The following is a 20,570-nucleotide window of genomic DNA, read 5'->3' on the forward strand; positions in this document are numbered from 1 at the left end:
AGGTCAGCGCCCGGGGCCGGCGGCGACGCATTCGCAGTCGAAGTCAGTCTGCAAGCCCATGGGCAATCCGTCAGCGCGGAAGATGCCGGCGCCCGCCGTGGTGTTCGACAGCGCGTCCGCGGCGAGGATCATCGCCGCCGCCGTCCACGTGGTGCGCTCCTCGGGCCACCTTTTCCCGTCCGCGAACACCACCCCCGTCCAGTAGGAGCCGTCCTGTTCACGCAGATGCTGCATCGCGCCGAACTGTTGATGGGCGGCCTGCCGCTGGCCGATGGCGTCCAGCGCCATCACCAATTCGCATGTCTCGGCGCCGGTTACCCAGGGTCTGTCGACCACGCAGCGAATGCCGAGACCTCCGACCACGAAGTCGTCCCAGCGCTGCCTGATCCGCACGGTCGCCTGAGGCCCGCGCAGCGCGCTACCGAGGATGGGGTAGTACCAGTCCATCGAGTAGCGGTCCTTCTCGGTGAAGGCATCGGGGTGCACGGCTATCGCGTGCCCGAGGCGGCCCAGCGCCAGTTCCCACTCCGGCTGCGGCTCGCCCACCATGGCGGCGAGAGCCAGGGCGCACCGGATGCTGTGGAACACGCTCGCACAGCCGGTGAGTAGCGCTTCCTCTAACGGACCGGCTTCGCTTCGGGCCCAACAGATCTCGCCATAGCCAACCTGCAAGTCGATGACGAAGTCGATGGCCTTGCACACGACCGGCCACATCCGGGTGGCGAAGCGCCGGTCGCCGGTCACGAGCACGTGGTGCCAGACACCGGTGGCGATGTACGCACAGAAGTTACTGTCGCTGTTGACGTCTTCGACGACCCCGGCGCGCAGCTGGATGGGCCAGGAGCCGTCGGGCCGCTGGGTGCGACGGCTCCAATCGAAGGCTGCGCGCGCCGGTTCCAGCAGCCCGGCGGCGGTGAGCGCCATCGCGCACTCCACGTGATCCCAGGGATCGGTGTGGCCGCCCTCGGACCAGGGGATGGCTCCTGATGACTCCTGGATGGCAGCGATTGACAGCGCGGTTTGGTGGCATTGCTCGGGGCTGAGGATGCCCGCGACCGATGGTGGGTTAGCCCGACGCAACTGAATATCCCACCGTTGCGGGGCTTTCCGCCTCCGGCTGTTTGACGAAATACATCGCGACGCTCTTGCCCACCAGCGGATTGAGCAGCGATTCCGCCAGCTGCGTTATCTTCGGTCGCTGCATCAGGTCCCACACCAGGAGTTTGTGGTATGCCGACACGGCACGGTGATCCGGGTTAGATACGCCCACAGCGCATTTCAGCCACCAGAAGGGGGAATGCAACGCGTGCGCGTGGTGGGCGTGCGTAAATTGCATTCCGCCATCGAGGATCTTGGCGCGCAATTGGCTGGCACGGTAGATGCGTACGTGGCCACCCTCATTGCTGTGGTATTCGTCCGACAGTAGCCAGCACACCCGTTCGGGAAGCCAGCGTGGCACGCTGACCGCCAGGGTGCCGCCGACCTTGAGCACCCTGATCAGTTCGGCGATGGCGGCGTCGTCGTGCGGTATGTGCTCCAGGATTTCGGACGCGATCACGCAGTCGAACGTCTCATCGGCGTACGGCAATTTCAGCGCATCGCCGAGCACCACCTTTGCCGACGCACCCGCGGGCGCCTCACCGCCGTCGGCCATCGCGCGCAGAATGGTGTCCACCGAACGCAATTCGTCCGCATCGCGGTCGAATGCGATCACGTCGGCACCGCGCCGATACGCTTCGAATGCGTGCCGGCCGGCCCCACACCCGACGTCGATGACCTTGGCGGCCGGACCGACCGGTAGCCGGTCGAAATCGACCGTCAGCATTGGGCTTCGCCTTCAGAGCCGGCCGAGGCGGCGTTGCGTGCGATCGCCCGCTCATAGATCCGCACGGTCTGAGCGGCCACGGCTTCCCAGCTGAACACGTTGACCGCGCGGGTTCTTCCCGCCCTGCCCAGATTCCGTCGCTTCTCCGGCGAGTCCAGCAGGTCGCCAAGCGCGCGGGTAAGCGCGTCGACGTCGGCGGGCGGTACCAGCTCTGCGCACGAGCCGTCCGTCCCGAGGACTTCGGGAAGCGCACCCACCCGGCTGGCCACGATGGGCGTGCCGCTGGCCATGGCCTCCACAGCCGGCAGCGAAAACCCTTCGTAGAGCGAGGGAATGCAGGCGACCTCGGCCGACGCGAACAACGCGGCCAATTCGGCGTCGGAAAGTCCGCTGGTGATGTGGACGATGTCGGAGATTCCGAGCTCGGCGATGAGCTTGTGGGTCGGGCCGTTGGGTTCCACCTTCGCCACGAGCCGCAGCTCGAGATCCCTGCTTGTGCGAAGTCGCGCGACCGCCTGCAGCAGGGTGCGCACGCCCTTGAGCGGGGTATCCGCGCTGGCGATCGCGATGACACGCCCGGGATGCCGGGGCCGCGACCCCGGCTTGAACAGCTCGGTCTTCACGCCCAGCGGCACCACGTGCAGCTGCTCCGGAGAAACACCGAAGTCGCTCACGATATCGGCGGCCGACGACGACGAAACCGTCAGCAGGTCCGGGATCTGGCGCGCCACCTGCTGCTGCATCGCCAGGAACCCATACCAGCGTTGCACCAAAGGTTTTCGCCACCACCGCGCGGCGGCCAGATCGAGCACGCGGTCGCGAGTGATGGGATGATGCACGGTCGCCACCACCGGCAGCCCGGCGCCGGCAATCCGGAGCAGGCCGGTGCCCAGGCTCTGGTTGTCGTGCACGACGTCGAAATCGGCCGCCCGGCCCGCCAAGAGGCGGGCGGCCCGCATGGTGAACGTCCGCGGCTCCGGAAAGCCCGCGGTCCAGGTGGTGAGCAGTTCGAGCAGATCGATGGAATCGCGGATCTCGCTGGGCCGCGGCACGCGGAAGGGGTCGGGTTCGCGGTAGAGATCGAGGCTTGGCACTTTGGTCAGCCGCACCCTCGGGTCGAGCAGGTCGGGATAGGGCTGGCCCGAGAACACCTCTACGTCATGACCGAGTTCCGCCAGTCCGTGGCTGAGATGGCGCACGTAGACGCCCTGTCCGCCGCAATGGGTCTTACTACGGTAGGACAGCAGGGCAATTCGCATACTCAACTCTTCTGTGCTGGTGAATGACCGCGGAAAAGCGCCGAATCCATCGCGGTCAACGGGCTCCCGAACTCCGTGACAGCAAACTGGACATGTGTCCAGACTATAGTTCGACCACCTAATCGAGCGCAACGAGCCCCGACGCCACCGGTTCCCGGGTAAGCGGTCTCACGGAAATCCGGCACGCAAAGATCATGCCACCCGGCGCCGAATGGGTTCGAACCGTTCAGCCCCGTCCCGCGTCGAACGGGGTATCAGCACCTATAGCCGGCTCCGGATGGGCACCCGCCGCCCGCGCCCCACAGCCCGGTTCGTGGCGGCCGAGCACCGCTTCTTCGCAGTTTGTTAGCATCACGCCCGTGCAGGATGCGGCCGCGTCGGGCGAACGCGGCGGGTGGCGATCGGTATCGCGGCGCGACGTACTCAAATTCGCGGCCGCGCCGATTTTCCTGGGCCTGGGCGCCGCGACCACCCCCTTCAACGACCAGAAGGCATTCGCCGCCGACATGCGGCTGATCGATTTCGCCGAACGCAGGATTGCACCGGACGAGATCAAATCGGCGGGCTATGACGGCGTGGTGAACTACGTGTCGGACTCGCGGCCGGGAGCCAACTTCGAGGCGAAACCACTCACCCGCGGATACGCCGACGCGCTGCGCGCGGCGGGCCTGCACATCGTCAGCAACTTCCAGTACGGCAAACCCGGGTGGCCCGATCCGTCGGACTACACCCGGGGATTCGACGGCGGCGTGGCGGATGCGCAGACGGCTCAGCGGCTGCACGGCGCGGCCGGGGGCCCGGGGTCGGCGCCGATCTTTTTCAGCGTCGACGACGACATCGACGAGAACACCTGGAACAGCATTGCCGTCCAATGGTTTCGGGGGATCAACTCCGCTTTGGGCGTGGGCCGCACCGGGATCTATGGGCATGCCAACGCGTGCGGCTGGGCGATTCGGGACGGCGTCATCGGAAGCTCGTCCACCGCGGGCCACCGGTGGGCGTGGCAGACGAAGTCGTGGTCGCACGGCGCGCGCGAACCCGCGGCGGTGCTCTACCAGGCCGTGGTCAACAGCCCGTCGAACCCGAGCCCGCTCCTCGGCGGGATCAACGTCGACATCGACGATGTGCTGGCGCCCGACTTCGGTCAGTGGGATTTCCCGCGCTGACCCGACGCACGGCGCCCCGCGAGCCGATGGCCCGCAGGGCGCCGCGTGGTTTCCGGGTGTTACTTCAGATCGAACCGGTCGCTGTTCATCACCTTGACCCATGCCGCGACGAAGTCCTCGACGAACTTCCCCTGGTTGTCGTCCTGGGCGTAGACCTCGGCGAGTCCGCGCAGCACCGAGTTCGACCCGAAGACAAGGTCGTTCGCGGTCGCGGTCCACTTGACGGCGCCCGAGGCCCGGTCGCGGCCCTCGTAGACGTTCTCCGCGGTCTCCGACGGCTTCCACTCGGTCCCCATGTCGAGCAGGTTGACGAAGAAGTCGTTGGTCAACGCGCCGGGCCGATCGGTGAACACCCCGTGCTTGGAGCCGCCGTGATTGGCGCCGAGGGCACGCAGGCCGCCGATCAGCACCGTGGTCTCCGGGGCGGTCACACCGAGTAGGTACGCCCGCTCCATCAAGAGGTGCTCGAGCGGCGCCTTCTCGCCGGCCCGGATGTAGTTGCGGAAGCCGTCGGCCCGCGGCTCGAGCACCGCGAACGACTCCACATCGGTGTTCTCCTGGGAGGCGTCGGTGCGCCCGGGCGCGAAGTGCACGGAGATCTCGTAGCCGGCGTCCTTGGCCGCCTTCTCGACCGCCGCGGAGCCCGCCAGCACGATCAGGTCGGCCAGCGAGATCTTCTTGCCACCCGATGCCGAGCCGTTGAAGTCCTGCTGGATCTTCTCGAGCACGGGCAACACCTTGTCGAGCTCGGAGGGCTCGTTGCACTCCCAGTTCCGCTGCGGCTCGAGGCGCAGCCGTCCGCCGTTGGCGCCGCCGCGCTTGTCGGTGTTGCGGTAACTGCTGGCCGCGGACCAGGCGGTCTTGACCAGCTGCGGAACCGACAGACCCGAACCCAGCACCTTGCTCTTCAGCGCCGCGACGTCGTTTTCGTCGACGAGTTCATGGTCGACGGCCGGTACCGGGTCCTGCCAGAGCTGCGGCTCGGGAATCCACGGGCCCAGATAGCGGCTGATCGGACCCATGTCGCGGTGCAGCAGCTTGTACCAGGCCTTGGCGAACGCCTCGGTGAGCTCTTCGGGGTGGTCCAGCCAACGCCGCGTGATGTCGCGATAGATCGGGGACTCACGCATCGAGATGTCGGTGACCAGCATCGTCGGCGCCCGGCCCGGCCCGCCGAACGGGTCGGGTATGGTGCCCGCTCCGGCGCCGTCCTTGGCGACGAACTGCCAGGCATCGCCGGGGCTCTTGGTGAGCTCCCACTCGTAGCCGTAGAGCGTCTCCAGGAAGGTGTTGTCCCACTTGGTCGGGGTGGGCGTCCACACGACCTCCAGGCCGCTGGTGATGGCGTCCTTGCCCACGCCGGTGCCGTAGGAGCTCTTCCAGCCCAGCCCCTGTTGCTCGATCGGGGCGGCCTCCGGCTCCGGTCCGACCAAGTCGCCGCTGCCGGCGCCGTGGGTCTTGCCGAAGCTGTGCCCGCCGACGATGAGGGCGGCGGTCTCCTCGTCGTTCATCGCCATGCGGCCGAACGTCTCGCGGATGTCGATCGCGGCGGCGATCGGATCGGGCTTGCCCTCGGGGCCTTCGGGATTGACGTAGATCAGGCCCATCGTGGTCGCGCCGTACGGCTCGGCCAGGTCGCGCTTGCCGGAGTAGCGCTTGTCGGTGCCCAGCCATTCGTCCTCCTCACCCCAGAGGATCTCCTCGGGCTCCCAGACGTCCTCGCGGCCGAAGGCGAAGCCGAAGGTCTTGAACCCGAAGGACTCCAGGGCGCAGTTACCGGCGAAGATGATCAGGTCCGCCCAGGAGATCTTGTTGCCGTACTTCTTCTTGACGGGCCACAACAGCCGGCGGGCCTTGTCCAGGCTGACGTTGTCCGGCCAGCTGTTGATCGGGGCGAAGCGCTGCATGCCCTGACCGCCGCCGCCGCGCCCGTCGTGAATGCGGTAGGTGCCCGCCGAGTGCCAGCTCATCCGGATGAACAGCCCGCCGTAGGTGCCGTAGTCGGCGGGCCACCAGTCCTGGGAGTTGGTCATCACCGACATCACGTCGGCCTTGAGCGCCTCGACGTCGAGCTTGGCGAACTCGGTGGCGTAGTCGAAGTCGTCACCGAGCGGGTTGGACCGCGGGTTGTGCGGCTGCAGCATCGACGGGTCGACCTGGTCCGGCCACCAGTCCCGGTTGGTCAGGGGCGCATTCGATTTCGGCTTGGGGGAGGGGATTGCGGGGTTTTCGCTCTCGCTGGTACTAGCTGTCTTGCTGTCCTCGTGGGGCGGCCGCCCTTGGGAAATATCAGATGACACAGCATTCCTTTCTTAGGGGTGATTGGGCTGCGAGCTAGGAACCTGCAGTCGAACAGTCGGGGCACACGCCCCAGTAGATGACCTCGGCCTCGTCCAGGACGAAGCCGTCGAGAACGTCGTTGTCGTCAGACGGGGTGAGGCAGGGCGCCGCGCCGACCGCGCAGTCGATGTCGGCGATCACCCCGCAGGATCGGCACACGACGTGGTGGTGGTTGTCGCCGACCCGCGACTCGTAGCGGGCGACCGACCCGGACGGCTGGATCCGGCGGACCAAACCCACCGTGCTCAGCGCGCTGAGCACGTCGTATACGGCCTGGCGGGAGACATCCGGCAGGCCGACGCGCACGGCAGAGAAGATGGTCTCGGTGTCGGCGTGCGGGTGGGCGTCCACCGCCTCCAACACGGCGACCCTGGGACGGGTCACCCGGAGATCGGCCATCCGCAGTCGTTCCGCGTAATCGGCCGTCGATGACACCGCACCAATATGACGCACTTATTTGGAACGAGTCAAGAGTTTACTGTGAAGTGGGGCACAACTGTAGATGACGAATGAGCTGCGTCACGCCGATCAGGTCGGCTTCAGCGCGCTGCCTTTGCGCCAGTCGTCCCAGCTGAGCGTCCAGTCGCCGTTCTGCGCCAGCGTCAAGGGCGGGCCACCGCTGTTGCGGACCTCGACCACATCACCGGGCACCGAGAAGTCGTAGAACCACTTCGCGTTGTCGGCGTTGAGGTTCAGGCATCCGTGCGACGTGTCCTGATGCCCCTGGGCCCACACCGTGGCATCCAGCTCGTGCAAGTAGATGCCGTCGGTGCTGATCCGGGTGGCGTAGTTGATGGTTTCGCGATAGCCCAACCGGGAGTTCTTGGGCAGCCCGAACGTGGAGGAGTCCATGATGACCGGGTTGCCCTTGTCCAGGACGGTGTAGACACCCGGCGGCGTCCACAACGAGATGACCTTGCCGCCGACGTCTTCGGTGCCGCCCATGCCCATCGAGGTGGGCATCGTGCGCAGCAATGTCCCGTTGCTGAAGACGCTGACCTGCTTGGTGGCGTCGTCGGCGATGGAGACGTGTGCGTCGCCGATCCGGAACGACACCTTGGTGTCGTCTTGCCCGAACAGCCCGTTGCCCAGGGCGATTCCGTAGATCTTGGCTTCGGCGGTGACGGTCGTGCCGGGCGCGTAGTAGTGCTCCGGACGCCAGTGGGCGGTTTGGTCGTCCACCCAGTACCAGGAACCCTCGACCTTGGGATCGGTGGTCACCGCCAAGTGCCGCTCGGCTTCGGCCCGGTTCGCGATCCGTTCGTCGAAGTGGGCGACGACCACTGTCCCGACGCCGTAGGAGCCGCCATCCTTGAGCGCGGCCTCCGAGGTGGTGGTGAACGAGACCTTGGTCTGGTTGGACGGTTTCAACGTCGAAAACGACGAAACTTGTTTCGATTCAATGCCATTGGAGCCCCGGCTGATGACCGTCAGGGTATAGGTGCGGCCGTAGCCCAGGGGGACGGTGGGCTTCCAGACCGTGTTGTCCGGCGTCATCACGCCCTGCACCGACTTGCCGGTCTCGTTGACCATCTGGACGTCGGTCAGCGTCCCGGCGTCGGCCTTGACCATCACGTGTGCGACGGGATCGACGTCGCGGGCGTCGGGGCCGGGGGTGATCGTGATGTGCGCCGGTCCCGCCGTTTTCGACGGGGCGCCGCCGTGTCCGCAGCCACCGCTGAAGCAGCCCAGCGACGCCGCGACCAAGACGCCGCCCACCACCGCGGCAACCACCAGGGCGGCTACCAGCAACCGGCGGGGCCTGCGATCTCCGAGGAACCGGCGGGCCGGCCGATCACTGTTGTTGGACGTCACTGACTGTCGGATCCTTGCGTTCTGTTGGTCGCCGGTCCAAGTCACAGCCCAGCGGAGACGATGTTGTCCATCAGGTGCCACGGTCGTGCGGTTTTTAAACCGACGGCACCCCGGCGCGGGGATCATGGCGTCATGGCCGACGACGAACTCGACAGTCTCTATTGGGCGCCGCCGAAGGATTTCACCGCGGAGCGCACCAGATTGACCGCCGCGGCCAAACGCCGCGGCGACGACGCATCCGCCAAGCGCATTGCCGCGGCCAACAAACCGACCACCGCGGCGTGGATCGTCAACCGGCTTGCGCTGCGCCACAACGACTCCAGGCAGCGCCTGGCGGACCTGAGTGACCGGCTGCGCGCCGCGCACGCAGCGATGGACGGCGCACGCATCCGGGACTTGTCCGCCGAGCAGCATCAGCTCATCGACGAGCTGACGCGGGCGGCACTGCAAGCGGCCGACGTCAGCAACCCGTCCTCCGCGGTGCGCGACGCCGTCACCAGCACGCTGCAAGCGGCCGTCGCCGACCCCGAGGTCAGGGAGCGGCTCGGCCGTCTGGCCCGGCCCGAGCAGTGGTCGGGTTTCGGTGACTTCGGCGCGGCGGCGCCGGTAACCGCGACCGCGCGAACCGGAAAGGCGAAGGAGCGGCCGGCGCGAGCGCGGCCGCAGCCTGCGAAGCAGCGCGCCCGCGACGGGGCCGCGCAGCGGCGGCTCGAAAGGCTGGCCTCGGCCGTGGCGGCGGCCGAGCGCGAGAAGGCCGACGCCGACGCCCGGCTGTCCGAGCGCCGCGCCGAGCGGGACGCGGCCCGGCAGCGACGTGACGAGGCGGCCGCGGCTTTGCGAAGTGCCGAGCGCGACCTCGAGCACGCCGAGAAAGGCTACGAGCGCAGCAAGGAGGCACGCCGCGCCGCGGGGGAATCGGTCAAAGAGGCGAAAGCGCAGTTGAAGCGGGCGTGACGGCGGGCACCGGGCCGCGGCGGTGTTTCCGTCGGCCCAGCAGGGGTATCAGCCCTCGCGTGACGTCTTTATGGATGGACAACCGGGCCGAACCGCCTTGGGCCCCAAGCAAGCTTGCCGGGGACACCCGTTCCGCGGATGTCATCGTCGTCGGCGCGGGCATCACCGGGCTGATGACCGCGGTCCTGCTCGCCCGTGCGGGCAAGGACGTGCTGGTACTCGAGGCGCGCACGGTGGGCGCCTGCGCGACGGGAAACACCACCGCAAAGATCAGCCTGCTGCAGGGCACCCACCTGTCGAAAATCCTGACCAGGCATGGCAGTGAGCTGGCCCGCGCCTATGTGGAGGGCAACCGCGAAGGCCAAGACTGGGTGGTCGATTACTGCGAGTCGCATGGCATCGCGGTGCAGCGCGAGGACGCCTACACCTACGCCCAGGCCGCCAAGGGAGTGCCGTCGGCTCGTCGGGAGCTGAGCGCGTGCCAGGCGGTGGGGCTGCCCGCCGTCTGGGACGACGACGCCGGGGTTCCGTTCCCGTATCACGGTGGGGTGCGACTGCCCGACCAGGCGCAGTTCGATCCCATGCCGTTCCTGGACGCGCTGGCTAAGGAACTGCTCGACCGCGGCGGCCGACTCGTCGAGCGCACGCGGGTCCGGAAGGTTTCCACCCGCGGCGAGCGCGTGCGGGTGCATGTCAACGACGCCGCCCGGCGCGACGTGGAACTCGAAGCCGGGCAGCTTGTTCTGGCCACCGGCATCCCGATCCTGGACAGGGGCGGGTATTTCGCGCGGGTGAAGCCGAGCCGGTCCTACTGCTTGGCGTTCAAGGTGCCCGGCCCCATCACCAGGCCGATGATGATCTCCACCGACTCGCCGACGCGTTCGGTGCGATACGCGCCTGTCGCGGACGGCGAGCGCCTGATTGTGGGCGGGGCCGGCCACACCGTCGGTCGCAAGAAGAGCCCGTCGAAGGCCCTCGAGGAACTGGCGTCGTGGGCCCGCAAGCATTATCCGGGCGCCGAGCAGACGCACTTCTGGTCGGCGCAGGACTACACGCCCATCGATCAGCTGCCCTACGTCGGGCCCATCCTGCCGAACACCGAAACCATCTTTGTGGCAACGGGATTCAACAAATGGGGGATGACGAACGGCGCCGCCGCGGCCATGGCACTGGCGGGCCGGATCCTCGGTGGTCGGATGGACTGGGCCAGGGCGTTCGCCAGCTGGAGCCCCCACGAGTTGTCGGGCCTGCCGACGGCCTTACAGGCCAACCTCGAGGTGGGATTCGATCTGGCCAAGGGGTGGATCACCCCGCTGGTGCGCACCGGCCGTCGCAGCCCCGGCGCCGACGAGGGCGGCGTGGTGAGCGGGCCGCCGTGGCATCTGGAGGCACGCTGCCGCGTGGACGGCACCGAGCATGTCGTTTCCCCGGTGTGCCCGCACCTAGGCGGGATCGTGAATTGGAACGACGCCGACCAGGCGTGGGAGTGTCCGCTGCACGGGTCGCGGTTCGCGCCGGACGGCACCCTGCTGGAGGGGCCCGCGACCCGCGATCTGACCGCCTGACTCACCCCGCCTTTCGGTAGACGAGCCAGTGCAGCCCGACAGGGGAGTGCTCGCGCCCGACGTCGAACACATCGAGACCGTTGGCCCATCCCTCGAACCAGCCCGTGGGCGGCCAGCCGCCCTCGGGCAGGTGGGCCTTCTCGTAGTCGTACGCGGAGTCATCGGCCACCAGCTCGAGGGGGAGTCCGTCGACCGCGCTCGCCATCTGGTCGCGGGTGTAAATCATGGTGTTGCACTGCTGACCGAATTGCACTGCGGCATCGTCGGGGACGTAGCCGTTCCGGGGCAGAAAGGCGTTGAACACCAGGCGCCCGCCGGGGGCCAGGCACTCGGCGGCGAGTTCGAACACGCCGCGTAACTCATGGGTCGTCCGGAAGTCGGGCACCACCTCAGAGAGCACCATCAGCTGATATTCGGAGTGAACACCTTCCATCGCGGTGAAGACATCGCTCTGGATCACCCGCACGGCCAGCGATTCGCCCTGCGCCTCCGAGCGCATGACATCGGCAAGCTTCGCCGCCATCTCGACCGCGTCGACCGGGTGGCCGCGTCGGGCGAGAGCCAGCGCGTTGCGTCCGGTTCCGGCGCCGACGTCGAGCACGCGGTAGGTGGTCGGGTCGGCCGCTTCGGCAGCCAGCGCCATCACCCGCGCATCGGGCTCAGTGCCGAACAGCGGAGGCGGACGGACCGCCACCCATTCGTCGTAATCGGCGTCTAGCGTTCGCCATTCGGCCTTGACGCGGAAGTTCACGCTCGTGCCGAAGGGGGCGCTGAACGAGATGACGATGTCGGAACGGGGGGAGGCCGTGAAACCCTTCGTCAGTTCGGTCTCCAGCGCCGCCCTGAGCTGAGACGACTGTTCGGGGGTGTGCCAGACGCCCAGGGTGGCGCAGACGTTCCCGCACAACTGGACGTACTCGTCGATCAAGGCGGGCACGGCCGGCACCCTGATCTGACCTTCGGCCGACGAACGGCGGTACAACCGCCTGATCATCGCTTCGTAAAGCATCGACGGATCGAACGGCTCAGACAGCGGACCCTGCACCAGAACCTTCTACACGACCGGGTCGCTTTGCACCACTGGTCGCAGCGCCCATCAGCCCGAGCGGGCGGCGCCTTCGAGGAGGTCGGCGGCCCTCGCGATGCTTTCGGCGGGTTTGGTCATCGCGGTCGCGACCTCGCGGGCCCGGGTGACGTAATCCGCGGCGAGCAGCGAGCGCAGATCCGCGACCAATGAATCGTAGGTGGACTCCGAAAAGGGCCTGGCGATGCCCACTTCCAGCTGACTGACCGCGTCTGCCCAGATCGGCTGATCGAGCCAGAGCCAGAGGACCAACATGGGGACTCCTGCCCGCAGGCCCGCAGCGGTGGTGCCGGCGCCCCCGTGGTGCACGATCGCCCGGCAGGCCGGAAAGACCGCCGCATGGTTGACCGCATCGACGATCTTGGTGTGGCTCGCCGGTGCGACGTGGGTGAAATCGTTTGGGCCGCTGCAGATCAACGCCCGCTCGCCCAATTGTTCGCACGCCCCGGTGATCACCGCGACCGTCTCGGGGGGCGAGGTCACCGGGGTGGATCCGAAGCCGAAGTAGATGGGCGGGGGTCCCTCGGCGACCCACGACAACACCTCGTCGTCGGCATCGGTCGGCATTTCCAGCGTCAGAGAGCCGACGAACGGCCGTCGCTGCCCGGATTTCGCCCATTCGGCCGCCAGCTCGGGCACGCAGAGCTCCTCGTAGGCCTGGATCTCCAGCACTGGTCCGGTGGACGATCCGCCGCCGTCGGACAAGCCAAGCGCCTCGCGTTGCGCGCCTTCGGCGACGTTCGTCACGTGCGCCTGGAACCCGCCGAGATCCAACGCGCGCGCGGGGAAGAAGTGCAGCGCGGCAAACGGCATGCCGTGGAACTCCGCGACGTTGGCGGCCAGGCGCTGCTCGTTCATGCCGGCCACCAGCAGGTCGGCACCCTCTGCCAACGACGCCAGCGCCGCGCCCTTCTCCACCCACACCCGGGTGACCCGCTCCATGACTTGGGGTAACGCGCTGATCGGATCCTGGACGCGATGAACGAAATCCGTGGCCGCGTTGATCTGCTCTCGGGTGTCCCGCCCGTAGGCGACGGCGGTCAGCCCGGCCGATTCGACGAAGCGGAGGCTGTCGGGCGGGGCCGCGATGCGGACGTCGTGACCCCGGCGGAGCAGCTCGCGACCAACGGCGACGCAGGGCTCGACGTCGCCCCGGCTTCCGTAGCCTGCCAGCACAATTTTCATTAGCGACCTAACTCGCGGTGATTGCATCGATCCAAGCAGACCGGTTATCTCGGTGCCGTCCGCGGGGCTGACGGCATCCGCCGCGATACGGAGCTAATTGACCGGTGATCTGGGGCGGCTGAAGTCGCAGTATTCCTCGTCACCGGCGATACTCGAGCGTCTGAGGCGAATTCGGCATGGTCAGGAGGCAGCACTCGGTCGTGCGTCATCGCGGGCCATGTACTACTAGAGAGATCACGATTTGTTTGCTGTCCGTTGGGCTACCCCTTAACGGCCCGCCGTGAGCCGTTAACACTGTGGCTCCCTGTTGAACCGTCCGGAGGAGACGACTACATGGACTTCGCAGCACTGCCTCCGGAAATCAACTCCGCGCGCATGTATACGGGGCCAGGAGCGGCACCGATGTTCGCCGCCGCGATGGCCTGGGACGCACTAGCAGCCGCGCTGCATTCCGCGGCGACCTCCTACCAGTCGGAGATCGCGGCCCTGACCGGTGGGCCGTGGCTGGGTCCGGCCGCGGCGGCGATGACGGCCGCGGCCGCGGCCTACGTGGACTGGACGAGGACCGCGGCGGCGCAGGCCGAGCAAACGGCCAACCAGGCCAAAGCCGCGGCGGCCGCCTACGAGTCGGCGTTCGCGGAAACCGTGCCACCGCCGGTCATCGCGGCCAACCGCAGCCTGCTGATGTCCCTGATCGCGACGAACATCTTCGGGCAGAACACGCCGGCGATCGCGACCACCGAGGCGCAGTACTCGGAGATGTGGGCCCAGGACGCGGGAGCCATGTACGGCTATGCGGCGTCGTCGGCGGCGGCGACGAGGCTGACGCCGTTCGCCTCGCCGCAACAGAGCACCGACGCGGGCGGGACGGTCAGGCAAGCGGCCGCCGTCACCCAGGCCACCGGCACCTCGGCCGGCAATGTGCAAAGCGCCCTCACCTCGACGCAGCAAGCATTCTCCGCCACGCCCAACGCGCTGACCACCCTCGCGAGCCCCCTCGATTTCGGCTTCGGCGGACGCGACCTGTTGGGCCTGGCGGCGGACATCAGCGCGGTATCGGTCGACCCGGGCCTAGGGGCGGCGGGCCTCGCCACCGGCGTAACGGCGCTTCCCTTCGACGTTGCGGGTGCCCTGACGGGTTTCCACACCGATGACATCGTGGCCGGCTGGGCGGGGGTCCAGGCCTGGCCGGGGTCGGCCCCGGTGCCCCCGACACCGTTCCCGGTGATCACGAACCTGGCGGGCGGATCGGCGGCGACCGCGGGCCTGGGCCAGGCCAACATGGTCGGCGGTCTGTCGGTGCCACCGGGCTGGACGGCGGCCGCCCCAGCGCTGCGTGCAACCACCCAGGCCCTGCCGGCCACCAGCGTGGGCGCCGCCGCGCAGGCCTCCTCCGGCAGCACCGGAAGCCTGTTCGGTGAGATGGCCGCCGCCAGCATGGCCGGGCGGGCGATGGCCGGCACCGGCGGCGCGGGCCGCGCCGAACGGGTCAGGGCCGCGACGCAAAAGGCGACCAGGGACGGCGCGGCCCCGCCGCCACCGGCGGGTGGCCCGATCACCAGCATCGCCGCCGAGCTGCGCGAGCTGGCATCGCTGCGCGACGCGGGGATCATCACGGAGGATGAGTTCCTCGAGCAAAAACAGCGGTTGCTTCCCCACTGAGTCCGACGTCGAGTCCACGTGCACCGACATGGTGGCGCGCCTTTTCGAAGGGGGCTGAACGACGTCCAATATCGACAGATGTCATCGGAAATTGTTTCGCGCGATTTTTGTATCTCGATGCGCTATTTCGTGACCGCCGGCTGCGCGAGGTCATGAATTGTCGAGTGGCTGGGCGCACCCCACCGATACGGTATTATTCGCGATAACCGGGAAGCTGAAGTGCTACCGTTTGCGAGCTCTTCTGATTTTCTGATCGAACCTTTCGAGCGAATCATGTTCACATGTCGAACGGCGTCCGCGATCCGCACCGCGGTGCTGATCACATGCGTCAGTCTGACCGGTGTATTGCTCGTTTCTTCGTGCCGTCCCTCGCCACGCGTGCCGCGAGCGATCGCATCGAGCACCATCGCCGGCGGCACCACCAGCAATCAACCTCCCGCGCGGTCCTCCGGCGGGACGCCCGCCGAAAGCGGCATCTACGGCGATCCCACCGCAGCCGCCAAGTACTGGCAGGCGCAATCGCTCGAGGACAACTGCGGGTTGATGTCGGTGGCCGATGTCGTTGGCGAGGTCACCGGCCGCGCACCACCGACCGAGCAGCAGATGATCACGCTCGGGGAGTCGACCCCCTCACAGACCAATCCCGGGCCCATCTACGCACCGCGCGGCGACCCGAGCCACACCAACGGCGACGGTGGCATCGAAATGGCCGACGCGGTGGTGCTACTCGACCATTTCGGCATCAAATCGGAGATGACCTACGCTGCGCATCCGGATCAAACCGGCCTGCCCGCGCTGAAGCGTTACCTGGCCGATGAGCGAAGGATCATCGCCTGGGTCAACTCCGCCGTCATCTGGAACACCAGCGACCAGCGGACCAAGGCCGACCACTTTCTGGTGGTCACCGGGATTGACACCGACAAGGAGATCGTCCATCTCAACGACCCCGGCGCCGATCATCCGGACGAACAGGTCAGCATCTCGACGTTCATCACCGGCTGGCAAACCGGGAAGGAGTCGATCGTCGTCACGGCGACTCCCGGCTGAGCGCCTGGCATGCGGGTGCCGGGAGTCGCAACTCGGCGCGCGTCTGGAGTACTCCGAAATGTGCCACCGCCCGCACGCCGGGAGCCGGTTCACCGATGGGCAGCAATTTTCTCAGTTTTAATATTTGTCGGCATCGCTCACCCATATACTGACGCCATCTCGACACCGACAAGAAAAGAAGGGCACGAAATGCTTCCTCCGCGTTGGCTGGCCAAACTCACCATTCCCGTTATGGTCGGCGCTGCCCTCACCGCAAGCACCGCGATTGCATCGGCCGACAGCACCGACGACGCGTATTTGGCAAAACTGCACACCCTCGGATTCACGTGGCCCTCGTCGAGCGACTCCGACATGATCGCGCTGGGGCATGCGGTCTGCGCCGACCGGATGGCCGGCAAAACGCCCGATGCGATCGCCGCCGACCTGCACTCCGGCATGAGCTCGAAGGGATTCACGTTCGCGGACATGACCGGCTGGGTCAGCGCGGCGGAGTCCACGTACTGCCCGGGTTGATCGCCTCCTGACCCGTCTCCGGTTTTCGCGCCGATTCCGCATAGGCTGAGCGGGATAATTCGTGCGGTCTGGCCGAGTGAGGGTGGCAGTTGGCGGATTCGACGGCCTTTTCGCGTCCCGCAATGGTGGACATGCGGGTGCACAGCCTGCTCCGCTACCCCGTGAAGTCGATGCTCGGCGAAACCGTCTCCAGCATGTTCGTCGACGAGCACGGGGCGGAAGGGGATCGGCGCCTCGCGCTGCTCGACGCCGAGACCGGGCACCTGGCAAGCGCCAAGAACGCCCGGCTGTGGCGGGGCCTGCTCAAGTGCACCGCCAACGGCGACACCGGGCGGGTGAACATCGGCCTGCCCGACGGGACCACTGTGACGGCCGACGACCCTGGCATCGACGACCTCCTCTCACGGCTGTTGGGCCGGGCGGTCCGACTGATCACGCAGCGCCCCGAAGGGGCCACGTTGGTGCGCCCGGATCCGGAGAAGCTGCTGGAGCTGGGCTTGGACGCCGACGTCGGCGGGCGCATCCTTCAGATAGCCAAGGCCACCCCGGGTGACGCGTTCACCGACGAGGCCCCACTGCACGCCATCACCACGGCCACGCTCGAGCACATCGGCGTCGAGGCGCTGCGGTACCGACCCAACATTGTGGTCGCGACCCCACCTGGTTACCCGCCCTACGCCGAAAACGATTGGGTCGGAGGGGAAATCGCGATCGGCAACACCTGGTTGCGTGTCCTGACGGCCACGTCACGGTGTGTCGTGCCGACGCTCGAGCACGGCCCACTGCCTCGCGCCCCACAGGCCCTACGGACACCTGCGGCCGAGAACCGTTGGGACACGGGCGGTCACGGGGCTCAGCCGTGCGCGGGTGCATATCTTGCGGTGACCACCGAGGGCGTCGTCCGCGTCGGCGATCGCGTCACCATCAGCCGGTGAGGAGAGGTCGATACGGCCCGCGATCGCGGCGTTACTTACCCTTCGGCATGCGGCGTGGGGCTTTGCGCAGACTCCCACTTGGACCCCAGCGACCTCGTCACGGTGGTGCCGGCGGCCAGATCGAGCTGGAAGGTCTGCCCGTCGTCGTCCTGGAAGGTCACGACGTAACCCCCGTCGGTGGCGTCTTTGAACACCACCTTGTAGGGCCGTTCACCAGAGCCGGGGTCGACGACGATGATGTCGCCAGGGGTGACGTCGTCGATGAGGTCGTTACCGGAGACTTTCGACATACCGTCGACGGTAGCCGATCGGTCAACGCCTTCCCGCTGAAGTCTGAGGCGAGCGCCGCACCCGGTGTGCCGGACGTCAACAGCACCGCGAGGTCGCCTAATTCGACGACGGCAAGCGGCGCTGACTGCTGCTAAGGCATCGCGCGCGAATCACCCTGCCCGAGGGGCAACTCGAGCAGACCCGGGCGCATGAGCGCAAGGAAGCGAACACGCCTGGTCGCCGCCCAGAAGCGGCAGCGCCAAGAGGAGCGGGCGAACGACTGAGGCGTCAGACGCGCGGTGACGGACCCTGGTTGATCTTGTTGGCCGCGAACGTCGCCGCCTGGGCGGTCATCCCGGCGTCGATGTAGGAGACGTGGGCCATGATGTTGCCGCCCCCGGAGCAGATCGGGTCGTCCGGGGCGCACAGGCTGATGGTCTTGGATCCGTACGCCGGGTTGGTCGTCGGCAGTGGCTGGCCACCCCACAGCATCGTCGAGAATCCGCTGCTCGGCTCGCCGAACAGGGCTACAGCGGCGACGTGGTCGGCGACCGAGGCCGGCATCGCGTTGGTGGCCAGATCGATCACCGTGGAGCCCTGGGAGTATCCGCCGAGCACGATCCTGGACTTCGGGCAGCTGGCCACGGTGTCTTGGATGTGCGTGCTCGCGTCGTTGGAGCCGGCGTTCGCGCTGTTGTGATAGTCGTCGTTGGCCGGGTAGTTGACCGCGTAGACGTCGACGGACTTCCCGCCGAGTTGCGAGGTGAGCGAGTCCACGAAGGCCTGTCCGATGTTGCCGAGACCGGGCTCCTGGTGAGTGCCGCGTGCGAAGACCACCGAAACGTCGGAGCACGGGTCGGCAACGGCGGCGGGAAGTGCGGAAGATCCCCACAGGGGAGCGCTCAGCCCCGCCCACGTTGCCACCACGGGGACACCAACAATGCGAGCAAGTCTGCGTGCACTCATGCCGAGATCCTGTCACATCACCGGCCGCGGCCGTCCCGGCGGCCACTCGTCCCTGGGATCGACGACGGTTCGGCTCGCAATCTCTCGCCCCGCCCCTAGCGGCCGCGCCACTGCGGCTTGCGTTTCTCGGCCCATGCCCGCAGCCCCTCGGCGACATCCTCGGTCGCCCCGGCCACCTTGCGCATGGTCTCGCCGAAGCGGACCGACTCGATCCAGCCCATGTCCGACGTCCGCCATGCCACCTCCTTGGTCGCCCGCTGGGCCAGGGGCGCGGCCTCGGTGAGGGTGCGGGCCCACGCCTTGGCCTCGGCCTGCAGCTGCTCGGGTTCGACGAGCTTCCACACCAGACCGATTTCCTTGGCCCGCTGCGCGCTCATCGGCTTGCCGGTCAACAGCAGCTCCATCGCGTTGGCCCAGCCGACCCGCTGGGGCAACCGGATGGCGCCGACGATCGTCGGCACGCCGATCGACACCTCGGGGTAACAAAAGCTGGCCTCGGTGCTGGCGATGACGAAGTCGCAGAACAGTACCCCGGTCAGCCCGTAGCCGATGCAGGGGCCGTGCACGGCGGCGATGGTCGGCTTGAACAGCTCCATCCCGCTTTCGAAGGAGTTGATCGTCGGCTTCTCCCAGAAGGTGCCGCCGAACGTGCCGACCGAGCCCTCGCCGTCCTTGAGGTCGCCGCCGGCGCAGTAGACGCTGCCGTTCGCGGTCAGGATCCCCACCCACGCGTCCAGGTCGTCACGGAACCGCTCCCAGGCGGCGTTGAGGTCTTGGCGGAGCGCACCGTTGATGGCGTTGCGAGCCTCGGGGCGGTTGAGGGTGAGGGTGGCGATGTGGTCGTCCAGCTCATAGGTGACAAGGCTCATCGCTTCACCCTAATTTCGTCGCGGGCTCCGGGGGGACGGCTCAGTCCGGCGGCTCTTGCTCCGACCCGCGAATCTCGGCAACCCCGTGGTCGTCGGGTGACGCGGGCGGCGCTTAGCCGGGTTCGGGGCCGCCGGTCAGGGAGATCGCTTGTGCTTGACGGCGTAGAGATCGGTGTCGGCGGCCTCGTGCAGCGCGGCGATGTCGGCGCTCGCGCCGTCACACGACGCTCGCCCGATACTGGTGCCCGGCGTGCGGTCCAGGACGTCGGCGATGAACCGCTCCGCCGTGGCCGGTGTCGCGGCGGAGCGCTCAGCGATGCACACCGCGAACTCGTCACCGCCGAGTCTGGCAAGAACAGCCTTGGGCGGCAACGCTTCTCGCCAGAGGTTCGCCCGGCCGATCAGATGCTCATCCCCGGCCAGGTGCCCCCTGGTGTCGTTGATTCGTTTGAAGTTGTCGATGTCGAGAGCCAGCACCGTGACGATGCATGATGCCGACCGCGATCGCGCCCGCAGGTCCGCGGTGGCAATCTCCCAGCCGGCACGGTTGAGCAGGCCCGTCAGCGGGTCGGTGCATGCCGCGGTGACCAGGGCCCGCATGAGCAACCCGAACGACTCGGCGGCTCCGAGGATCGCGATCACGAAGATCGCGTAGTCGATGAACAGTTTCGGAGTGGGAGCGGCCGCCAGCGCAACCGCGCAGGCCGCCGTGAGAACGGCGACCAGGGCCGCGCCGCGGCGTGCCGGGTAGAACGCACGCAAATACATGGCCAGGAACATCGGGCCGATCAGGCACGCGAATTCGGCGGTGATCGTCCGGTGGAACGCCATCACGATGGGCGTGGCCGCGATCGCAGCGGCCGTCGCCAGCCCCGGTTTGTCGGGCCGAACGGCCAGCAGGGCCAGCGCCGTCACACCCAGGCCGATCGCCACGATGCCGCCGATGGGATTCGACAGCGTCAGCCCCCGGCGGATCGGGAACAATGTGAAGACCACACCGTAGAGGTAGAGGAACGTGGTGGCACCAAAGTAAATCCGGAGCAGTCGAACCTGTTGCCCGCGGTACAAGGCGCTCCCCGCGTCCGTGCGCAGCGGCACACGGTTGCGGCGAGCGA

19 protein-coding genes are annotated in these 20,570 nt (G+C 67.6%); 7 read left to right on the forward strand and 12 right to left on the reverse strand.

Features of this window, described 5'->3' with window-relative positions; translation table 11 throughout:
• Positions 1–3: 3 nt before the first annotated feature.
• The 3 genes from G6N51_RS04420 to G6N51_RS04430 are packed head-to-tail and all read right to left on the reverse strand — an operon-like array spanning position 4 to position 3,084.
• Positions 4–1,080, reverse strand: coding sequence for a prenyltransferase (locus tag G6N51_RS04420; protein WP_083170670.1), 1,077 nt, complete (start codon positions 1,078–1,080; stop codon positions 4–6).
• Entirely contained in the window at positions 1,067–1,825 is a 759-nt protein-coding gene (locus G6N51_RS04425) for a class I SAM-dependent methyltransferase (RefSeq protein WP_083170673.1), read from the reverse strand. Before G6N51_RS04425 ends, G6N51_RS04420 begins: the two co-directional genes overlap by 14 nt.
• Positions 1,819–3,084, reverse strand: coding sequence for a glycosyltransferase family 4 protein (locus G6N51_RS04430; RefSeq protein WP_083170676.1), 1,266 nt, complete (start codon positions 3,082–3,084; stop codon positions 1,819–1,821). Before G6N51_RS04430 ends, G6N51_RS04425 begins: the two co-directional genes overlap by 7 nt.
• A 443-nt stretch (positions 3,085–3,527) precedes the next feature.
• Between G6N51_RS04430 and G6N51_RS04435 the strand changes: the two genes are divergently transcribed.
• A complete protein-coding gene (locus G6N51_RS04435; RefSeq protein WP_372510281.1) occupies positions 3,528–4,250 on the forward strand; it encodes a DUF1906 domain-containing protein in 723 nt (240 codons plus the stop codon).
• Between the two features lie 59 nt (positions 4,251–4,309).
• On the opposite strand, the gene katG is transcribed toward G6N51_RS04435, so the two are convergent.
• The 3 genes from katG to G6N51_RS04450 all read right to left on the reverse strand — a co-directional run bounded on the left by katG (position 4,310) and on the right by G6N51_RS04450 (position 8,405).
• Positions 4,310–6,550, reverse strand: a complete 2,241-nt coding sequence (gene katG, locus G6N51_RS04440; RefSeq protein WP_083170682.1) for a catalase/peroxidase HPI — start codon at positions 6,548–6,550, stop codon at positions 4,310–4,312.
• A 34-nt stretch (positions 6,551–6,584) separates the two neighbouring features.
• Positions 6,585–7,025, reverse strand: a complete 441-nt coding sequence (locus G6N51_RS04445; RefSeq protein ID WP_083170685.1) for a Fur family transcriptional regulator — start codon at positions 7,023–7,025, stop codon at positions 6,585–6,587.
• Between the two features lie 93 nt (positions 7,026–7,118).
• Positions 7,119–8,405: a L,D-transpeptidase gene (locus tag G6N51_RS04450; RefSeq protein ID WP_083170688.1), complete on the reverse strand. Its 1,287-nt coding sequence runs from the start codon at positions 8,403–8,405 to the stop codon at positions 7,119–7,121.
• A 132-nt stretch (positions 8,406–8,537) separates the two neighbouring features.
• Here G6N51_RS04450 and G6N51_RS04455 point away from each other — a divergent pair, with 132 nt between their 5' ends.
• A complete protein-coding gene (locus G6N51_RS04455) occupies positions 8,538–9,359 on the forward strand; it encodes a hypothetical protein (protein ID WP_083170691.1) in 822 nt (273 codons plus the stop codon).
• Between the two features lie 74 nt (positions 9,360–9,433).
• Positions 9,434–10,924 (forward strand): FAD-dependent oxidoreductase, encoded by a 1,491-nt coding sequence (locus tag G6N51_RS04460; RefSeq protein ID WP_083170694.1) that lies wholly within the window; start codon positions 9,434–9,436, stop codon positions 10,922–10,924.
• 1 nt (position 10,925) lies between these two features.
• Here G6N51_RS04460 and G6N51_RS04465 read toward each other — a convergent pair whose 3' ends face one another.
• Together G6N51_RS04465 and G6N51_RS04470 are read right to left on the reverse strand one after the other, a co-directional pair.
• On the reverse strand, positions 10,926–11,969 hold the full coding sequence (locus G6N51_RS04465) for a class I SAM-dependent methyltransferase (protein ID WP_232078195.1): 1,044 nt from the start codon (positions 11,967–11,969) through the stop codon (positions 10,926–10,928).
• 51 nt (positions 11,970–12,020) lie between these two features.
• Entirely contained in the window at positions 12,021–13,193 is a 1,173-nt protein-coding gene (locus G6N51_RS04470; RefSeq protein ID WP_083170697.1) for a glycosyltransferase, read from the reverse strand.
• Positions 13,194–13,526: 333 nt separating this feature from the next.
• Between G6N51_RS04470 and G6N51_RS04475 the strand changes: the two genes are divergently transcribed.
• The 4 genes from G6N51_RS04475 to G6N51_RS04490 all read left to right on the forward strand — a co-directional run bounded on the left by G6N51_RS04475 (position 13,527) and on the right by G6N51_RS04490 (position 17,350).
• The gene (locus G6N51_RS04475; protein ID WP_083170700.1) at positions 13,527–14,855 is read left to right on the forward strand and encodes a PPE family protein, SVP subgroup; all 1,329 of its coding nucleotides are present in this window, start codon (positions 13,527–13,529) and stop codon (positions 14,853–14,855) included.
• Between the two features lie 378 nt (positions 14,856–15,233).
• The gene (locus tag G6N51_RS04480) at positions 15,234–15,902 is read left to right on the forward strand and encodes a C39 family peptidase (protein WP_232078197.1); all 669 of its coding nucleotides are present in this window, start codon (positions 15,234–15,236) and stop codon (positions 15,900–15,902) included.
• Positions 15,903–16,133: 231 nt separating this feature from the next.
• Complete coding sequence (locus G6N51_RS04485) at positions 16,134–16,415, forward strand: DUF732 domain-containing protein (protein WP_142274898.1); 282 nt, start codon at positions 16,134–16,136, stop codon at positions 16,413–16,415.
• A 122-nt stretch (positions 16,416–16,537) separates the two neighbouring features.
• On the forward strand, positions 16,538–17,350 hold the full coding sequence (locus G6N51_RS04490; protein WP_372510284.1) for an MOSC domain-containing protein: 813 nt from the start codon (positions 16,538–16,540) through the stop codon (positions 17,348–17,350).
• Positions 17,351–17,385: 35 nt separating this feature from the next.
• Here G6N51_RS04490 and G6N51_RS04495 read toward each other — a convergent pair whose 3' ends face one another.
• The 4 genes from G6N51_RS04495 to G6N51_RS04510 form a co-directional block, all read right to left on the reverse strand.
• Positions 17,386–17,640 (reverse strand): hypothetical protein, encoded by a 255-nt coding sequence (locus G6N51_RS04495; protein WP_083170708.1) that lies wholly within the window; start codon positions 17,638–17,640, stop codon positions 17,386–17,388.
• Positions 17,641–17,908: 268 nt separating this feature from the next.
• On the reverse strand, positions 17,909–18,586 hold the full coding sequence (locus G6N51_RS04500; protein WP_083170711.1) for a cutinase family protein: 678 nt from the start codon (positions 18,584–18,586) through the stop codon (positions 17,909–17,911).
• Positions 18,587–18,681: 95 nt separating this feature from the next.
• Positions 18,682–19,455 carry an enoyl-CoA hydratase/isomerase family protein gene (locus tag G6N51_RS04505; RefSeq protein WP_083170714.1) on the reverse strand — a complete coding sequence of 258 codons (774 nt, stop codon included), beginning with the start codon at positions 19,453–19,455 and terminating at the stop codon, positions 18,682–18,684.
• 135 nt (positions 19,456–19,590) lie between these two features.
• Positions 19,591–20,553, reverse strand: coding sequence for a GGDEF domain-containing protein (locus G6N51_RS04510; protein WP_083170717.1), 963 nt, complete (start codon positions 20,551–20,553; stop codon positions 19,591–19,593).
• Between the last annotated feature and the right edge of the window lie 17 nt (positions 20,554–20,570).

The organism is Mycobacterium paraseoulense (genome assembly GCF_010731655.1).
GTDB classification, from domain to species: domain Bacteria; phylum Actinomycetota; class Actinomycetes; order Mycobacteriales; family Mycobacteriaceae; genus Mycobacterium; species Mycobacterium paraseoulense.

Coding starts and splice junctions, on each gene's coding strand:
- G6N51_RS04425 (WP_083170673.1), bottom strand. CDS start 1,825: ATGCTGACGGTCGATTTCGACCGGCTACCGGTCGGTCCGGCCGCCAAG.
- G6N51_RS04430 (WP_083170676.1), bottom strand. CDS start 3,084: ATGCGAATTGCCCTGCTGTCCTACCGTAGTAAGACCCATTGCGGCGGA.
- G6N51_RS04455 (WP_083170691.1), top strand. CDS start 8,538: ATGGCCGACGACGAACTCGACAGTCTCTATTGGGCGCCGCCGAAGGAT.
- G6N51_RS04460 (WP_083170694.1), top strand. CDS start 9,434: ATGGACAACCGGGCCGAACCGCCTTGGGCCCCAAGCAAGCTTGCCGGG.
- G6N51_RS04470 (WP_083170697.1), bottom strand. CDS start 13,193: ATGAAAATTGTGCTGGCAGGCTACGGAAGCCGGGGCGACGTCGAGCCC.
- G6N51_RS04475 (WP_083170700.1), top strand. CDS start 13,527: ATGGACTTCGCAGCACTGCCTCCGGAAATCAACTCCGCGCGCATGTAT.
- G6N51_RS04485 (WP_142274898.1), top strand. CDS start 16,134: ATGGTCGGCGCTGCCCTCACCGCAAGCACCGCGATTGCATCGGCCGAC.
- G6N51_RS04490 (WP_372510284.1), top strand. CDS start 16,538: ATGGTGGACATGCGGGTGCACAGCCTGCTCCGCTACCCCGTGAAGTCG.
- G6N51_RS04495 (WP_083170708.1), bottom strand. CDS start 17,640: ATGTCGAAAGTCTCCGGTAACGACCTCATCGACGACGTCACCCCTGGC.
- G6N51_RS04500 (WP_083170711.1), bottom strand. CDS start 18,586: ATGAGTGCACGCAGACTTGCTCGCATTGTTGGTGTCCCCGTGGTGGCA.
- G6N51_RS04505 (WP_083170714.1), bottom strand. CDS start 19,455: ATGAGCCTTGTCACCTATGAGCTGGACGACCACATCGCCACCCTCACC.